Origin of the sequence: Planktothrix sp. (assembly GCF_046067725.1) — a bacterium.
Classification (GTDB): Bacteria; Cyanobacteriota; Cyanobacteriia; order Cyanobacteriales; family Microcoleaceae; genus Planktothrix.
Map to the genome: position 1 here is coordinate 1 of NZ_JBJUDF010000139.1, position 5765 is coordinate 5765.

Consider the following 5765-nt stretch of genomic DNA (forward strand, 5'->3'; position numbering starts at 1 on the left):
TTGAATAAAAAAACAACATAGATATGAGCCAGAAGTTATAATTTATAAAGGAATTAATCTGATCGATTTAATGTAAATTTTCTCAAAATCCTGATTCTGTAAAGATTCTTTAGGATTTCCACCCGGAACCCGTGTAGATAAATTTTACTTATATAGTTTTTGCTTTATACAAAATGACAAATTGATTGATTTATATCTATAATAAAAACAGCAGGAACGTTACAAAGTTTTTGATTTGATAACCCTAATGACTCAAGGAGGGATAGAATCTTGATGCAGGCAACTTTACATCAACTGAAAGTATTCGAGGCGGTAGCGCGTCATAGTAGCTTTACCAAAGCCGCTGAAGAGTTGATGATTACGCAGCCAACGGTTTCAACTCAAGTTAAACAACTAACTCAGACCATTGGTTTACCGTTGTTTGAACAAATTGGAAAGCAACTGTATCTCACCGAAGCTGGAGAAGCCTTGCTATCAACTTGTCAAGATATTTTTGAACGGTTGGATAATTTAGAAATGCAAGTGGCTTCATTAAAAGGAACAAAACAAGGTCGGTTGCGGTTAGGTGTGGTTTCAACAGCTAAATATTTTGTTCCTAGATTGTTAGGATATTTTTGTCAACAATATCCAGGGATTGATATTGCGCTACAAGTGACGAATCATGCTACCTTAATTCAACGAATGCAGGACAATCAAGATGATTTGTATATCTTGAGTCAACCGCCTGAAGATTTAGCATTATCCAGTCAACCGTTTTTAGATAATCCCTTAGTGGTGGTATCCCGACGAGATCATCCTTTAGCGGGTGAAAAAAATATTCCCATTAAATCGTTAGCGGGAGAGCCTTTTATTATGCGAGAACAAGGTTCAGGAACACGCCATGCCGTTCAAAAGTTATTTGAACGGTATAAAGTGGGGGTGAGAGTGCGTTTAGAATTAGGAAGTAACGAAGCCATTAAGCAAGCGATCGCTGGTGGTTTAGGACTTTCGGTTTTATCGAAACATACCTTAATGGCAGAACAGTTAATGGGAGAACTAACAATTTTAGATGTACAACATTTTCCGATTCATTTGCGATGGTATGTGACTCATTTAGAAGGAAAACAATTATCGGTAATTTCTGAAACTTTTTTAAAATTTTTATTAGAAAAAAGCCATCATATTCCTCCGTTAGGAGCGTTATCCTTACACAATGGAAATTTGAGCGCAAATCATTATGGAGATTTAGTTAAAATGGGATAAGATGGGTTAAGGTTAGGATAGAAAAAGAAATGAAATTTTAATTCATCTCAGGATAACTGTTAGGGGCGAAGTGTTCTCGCCCTTAACGGCTTTAAATCCTCTTTAGATTCAAAGTGGAATGATTGTTACTTAAATTATTAGTCGGATTTTTTGTATTTCCGGGGTAATGTCAAACACTCTCTATGCGTGGTGCTATAAAACCCTGGTTTCTTCAAGAAACCAGGGGTTTAAGGTGTGTCAACAATTATTTATTCATCATCATGGGCAAAGCGACGATAGAGGAAATCGAGGGCATAATTTCTGAGGTTATAATATTCGGGATCTTCCATAATTTGAGTGCGATCACGCGGACGTTCAAAGGGAATTTCTAAGATTTCTCCAATAGTTGCCGAGGGGCCATTTGTCATCATGACTAAGCGATCAGCGAGGAATAATGCCTCATCAATATCATGGGTAATCATCAATACTGTACAGCGATGATCATTCCAGATTTTTAACAATTCTTCCTGCAATTCTTCCTTAGTAATTGCATCCAACGCCCCAAAGGGTTCATCTAAAATTAACACTTCAGGACGAATGGCTAACGCCCGTGCGATCGCAGCCCGTTGTTTCATCCCCCCTGAAATTTGAGGCGGTTTTTTCTCAGCAGCTTCTGATAATCCCACCATTGCTAAATGATCTCGAACAATGGCATTTTTTTCAACTTCAGATTTATTCGGATGAACCGCATTAACCGCCAAATAAACATTTTCAAAGACCGTCCGCCAAGGTAATAACGCATAGTTTTGAAACACCACCATGCGGTCTGGCCCTGGTTTTAAAATCGGTTTTGAGCGTAATGTCACCTGACCATCAGATGGAGTATTAAACCCAGAAACCATATTTAATAACGTCGATTTTCCACAACCCGAATGTCCGATCACACAAATAAATTCCCCTTCATTAATCGTGAGATTAACATCTTTTAAAACCGTGTAAGGCCCTTTAGCAGTCGGATAAACCTTAGAAACCTGATCAAACACTAAATAAGGCTGATTTTTAACTTTTGACGTTTTAGTAAATTTTTTGCCAAAGGTAGACGCAGAAGTTTTAGTTGTAGTCATGGTTGATATTTCCTGAATTTTAAATTTCACGATAGTTTTAACTCAAGATATAGAAACCGGGTTTCTGAGCAAAAATCAAGGGATAAACCCGGTTTCTGAAGTCAAGCCACTTTAAAGCGAGGCGTATCTAAAACAATTTCTGTCACCGTAAAATCCCGTTTTATTTTCAAATTATTGAGATAACCAATCGGATCTTCAGTATCAAATTTTGTGCCATCAAATAATTGAATAGCGCTGCGACTATAACTAATTTCAGAAAGTCCTAATTCACGGGCGGCGGTACTAAAAGCCCCCACTGCACATAAACGTTCTAAAATTTCCACCCAGTTGCGGGGGAAAGGAGTATGTCCCCAACGGGCCATTTGAACCATGTGCCACAGTTGTTCGGTACGGCTGGGACGGTTCACCCCTTCCCCAAAAAATTGATGATGGGCATATTGACGCATGGGTTGATCCAGGTTGCAAGCGGCATCATTGGGATCAGCCAATTGAATATATTCGGGGCGAGTGCCCAGATAGGTACGTTGGGCTAAAATTTGGCGAATTTCATTGGCATTTTCCGGGTCAGCACAATAGGCGGACGCCTCTAACAACGCTTTCACTAAGGCGATATGGGTATTGGGATAGGTCGCCGCCCAGTCTTCCCGCACCCCTAAGACTTTTCCAGGGTGTCCCGGCCAAATTTCTAAGTCCGTCGCCACGGTCAACCCGACATCCTCCATCATCGCCCGCAGGTTCCAAGGTTCGCCGACGCAGAACCCATCAATGGTGCCGCCTTGTAAGTCCACTACCATTTGGGCGGGGGGAATGGTCAACAGTTCCACATCATGGTCAGGGTCTATCCCTCCCGAAGCCAACCAATAGCGGAGTAACAGGTTGTGCATGGAACTAGGATGGACAACCCCCATGCGATGTTGCTGTCCTGGGGATTGTAACAGCATTTTTTTGAAGTCTGCCAAGGTGTAAATGCCTTGGTCATAGAAGCGACGGGCGAGGGTAATGGCGTTGCCGTTGCGGGTCATGGTGAGGGATGTAATCACCGTTACGGGTTTGGTGTCATCCCCCCCCAAGGTCATCCACAAAGGCATCCCAGAGGGCATCTGAGCCGCGTCTAAATAGCCTCCTGCAATGCCATCACTAACGCCGCGCCAACTGCTTTCCCGCACGAGATGGACTTCATCTAAACCGTGTTTTTCAAAAAATCCGAGTTCTTTAGCAACGGCGAGGGGGGCACAGGCGGTGAGGGGAACAAAACCCAGTTCTAAATTAATTTTTTCTAAGCCATGACGGGCAATGACTTTATTCTTTTTCGCCCGCATTTTTTTGATCAGTTTTTGTTGATTGAGGAAATAAATCATTTCACTCCGCAAGCGATAGTAACTGGGGTGTTCTACGACTTGCATCCGTTGGCGGGGGCGAGGAATATCGACATCTAAAATTTGTCCGATTTTTGATTCTGGGCCGTTGGTTAACATCACAATTCTGTCGGATAATAAAACCGCTTCATCAACATCGTGTGTCACCATTAAGGCACTAATTTGATTGTCTTGGCAAATCTTCATTAATTGTTCTTGAAGATTACCCCGTGTTAAGGCGTCTAAGGCTCCAAAGGGTTCATCTAATAAGAGTAATTTCGGGCGTAAGGCTAGAGCGCGAGCGATGGCAACCCGTTGTTTCATTCCCCCGGATAATTGAGCCGGATATTTATCGACTGCATGACGTAAACCGACTAAATCAATATGACTTTCGATGATAGCTTTTCGTTCTCCTAGCGGTAATCCTTTCATGACAGAATCAACTGCTAAAGCAATATTTTCTCGGACGGTTCGCCAAGGTAATAAGGAATAGTTTTGAAACACAACCATTCGATCTGGCCCTGGTTTAGTAATTCGTTGACCTTCAATGGTGACAATTCCTTCTGAGGGTAAATCTAACCCGGCTACCATATTTAATAAGGTGGATTTTCCGCAGCCTGAGTGTCCAATTAAGGAAACAAATTCACCTTTTTTGATTTGTAAATCAATCCCTTTGAGGGCTATATATTGACCGCCTCCGGCTAAATTAAAAACTTTATCAATTTGTTCAACTTCGATTAATGGTTTTGCCATGATTTTAACTCCTTAGTAATTATTGGGGGATGGTTTGTGGGGGTTGGGCAGGGGAACCCCGCCCCTACGGGTTTACTTTCTTTCACCGGGAACAATTAATTGTTGAACGTAACCAATGCCTCGGTCTAAGAGTAAACCTACTGCACCGATATAAACGACGGCTAAGAGAATGTCACTGATGTAGTTTTGTTGGTAAGCATCCCAGATAAAGAAACCAATTCCGACGATACCGGACATCACGATTTCGGCTGCAATAATTGCTAACCAAGCTAAACCAACTGCAATTCTTAATCCGGTGAAAATGTAAGGTAAAGCAGAGGGAAATAAAATGTTTAAGTAATATTCTTTGCGAGAAAGTTGCAACACACGAGCTACGTTATTGTAATCATCAGGAATCTGTTTAACGCCTTCTTTGGTATTAATTAAAATCGGCCAAACGGAAGTAATGAAAATTACGAAGATAGCGGCGGGTTGGTTTTGTTGAAAGGCAACTAAGGCAATAGGAACCCAGGCTAAAGGTGCGACCATTCGGAGGAACTGGAATAAGGGATCTAAAGCTTTATCAATAATGGGGTTTGTTCCGACTAAAATTCCGACGCTAATTCCAACAATGGCAGCAATTGAATATCCTTGAGCCACCCGTCCTAAACTGGCTAAGGTTTGCCAAAATAAGCCTTTATCTAAACCTCCCCGGTCATAGAAAGGATACATTAATAAAATTCGAGTTTGTTCATTGGTAATCACACTCAACGGCCCAGGCAAACGGGTAATTCCTGATAGGGATAAAAGTTGCCAAACTGCTAAAAATGCTAGGGTTCCTATTAAGGGAAGAATAATATTTTGTGAGTTCTTTTTCCAAAATTCACCGAGGTTGTCAGCAAAGCTATTTCCATTCGTTCTTCTTTTCGCTGTACTTGTCATTTTGTTACAACTCCTTGAAAATTTTTTCAGTCTACAATAAGAATGGGGAAAGATTTACTTTTCAAGAATTAAGAATTATCTATGATTTCTATAGATTAATTCTTAATTATGAACTCATCACTAAACTTTTTTGATCGTTAAACTTTGAAGATAAGCTTCAGGATTTGTGGGATCAAAAGTAATTCCATCAAAGAATTTTTCAACTCCTCGTGAAGTTGAAGTGGGAATATCAGCCGTAAATCCAGCTTCTTGGGCTGCTTCTCGCCAAATATCTTCGCGGTTTACCTTATCAACTAAGGCTTTAGCTTGGGCAATATCTTGAATTTGACCTTGATGGAAACCCCAACGAATGCTTTCAGTTAAAAACCATAAATCATGGCTTTTATAGGGA

The 5765-nt window shown here is 40.9% G+C and carries 4 protein-coding genes and 1 pseudogene; 1 reads left to right on the forward strand and 4 read right to left on the reverse strand.

The annotated features are described in order from the left end of the window. Window positions 1-270 precede the first annotated feature (270 nt). Entirely contained in the window at window positions 271-1242 is a 972-nt protein-coding gene (locus tag ACKPEB_RS07800) for a LysR substrate-binding domain-containing protein (protein WP_408964309.1), read from the forward strand. Window positions 1243-1490: 248 nt separating this feature from the next. Here ACKPEB_RS07800 and ACKPEB_RS07805 read toward each other — a convergent pair whose 3' ends face one another. The 4 genes and pseudogenes from ACKPEB_RS07805 to ACKPEB_RS07820 form a co-directional block, all read right to left on the reverse strand. Beyond that, complete coding sequence (locus ACKPEB_RS07805; RefSeq protein ID WP_408964310.1) at window positions 1491-2345, reverse strand: nitrate ABC transporter ATP-binding protein; 855 nt, start codon at window positions 2343-2345, stop codon at window positions 1491-1493. Window positions 2346-2446: 101 nt separating this feature from the next. Beyond that, entirely contained in the window at window positions 2447-4453 is a 2007-nt protein-coding gene (locus ACKPEB_RS07810; protein ID WP_408964311.1) for a nitrate ABC transporter ATP-binding protein, read from the reverse strand. A 72-nt stretch (window positions 4454-4525) separates the two neighbouring features. Further along, a complete protein-coding gene (gene ntrB / locus ACKPEB_RS07815) occupies window positions 4526-5374 on the reverse strand; it encodes a nitrate ABC transporter permease (RefSeq protein WP_408964312.1) in 849 nt (282 codons plus the stop codon). Window positions 5375-5494: 120 nt separating this feature from the next. Continuing rightward, window positions 5495-5765 (reverse strand): annotated as a pseudogene (locus ACKPEB_RS07820) (bicarbonate-binding protein); the annotation flags it as partial.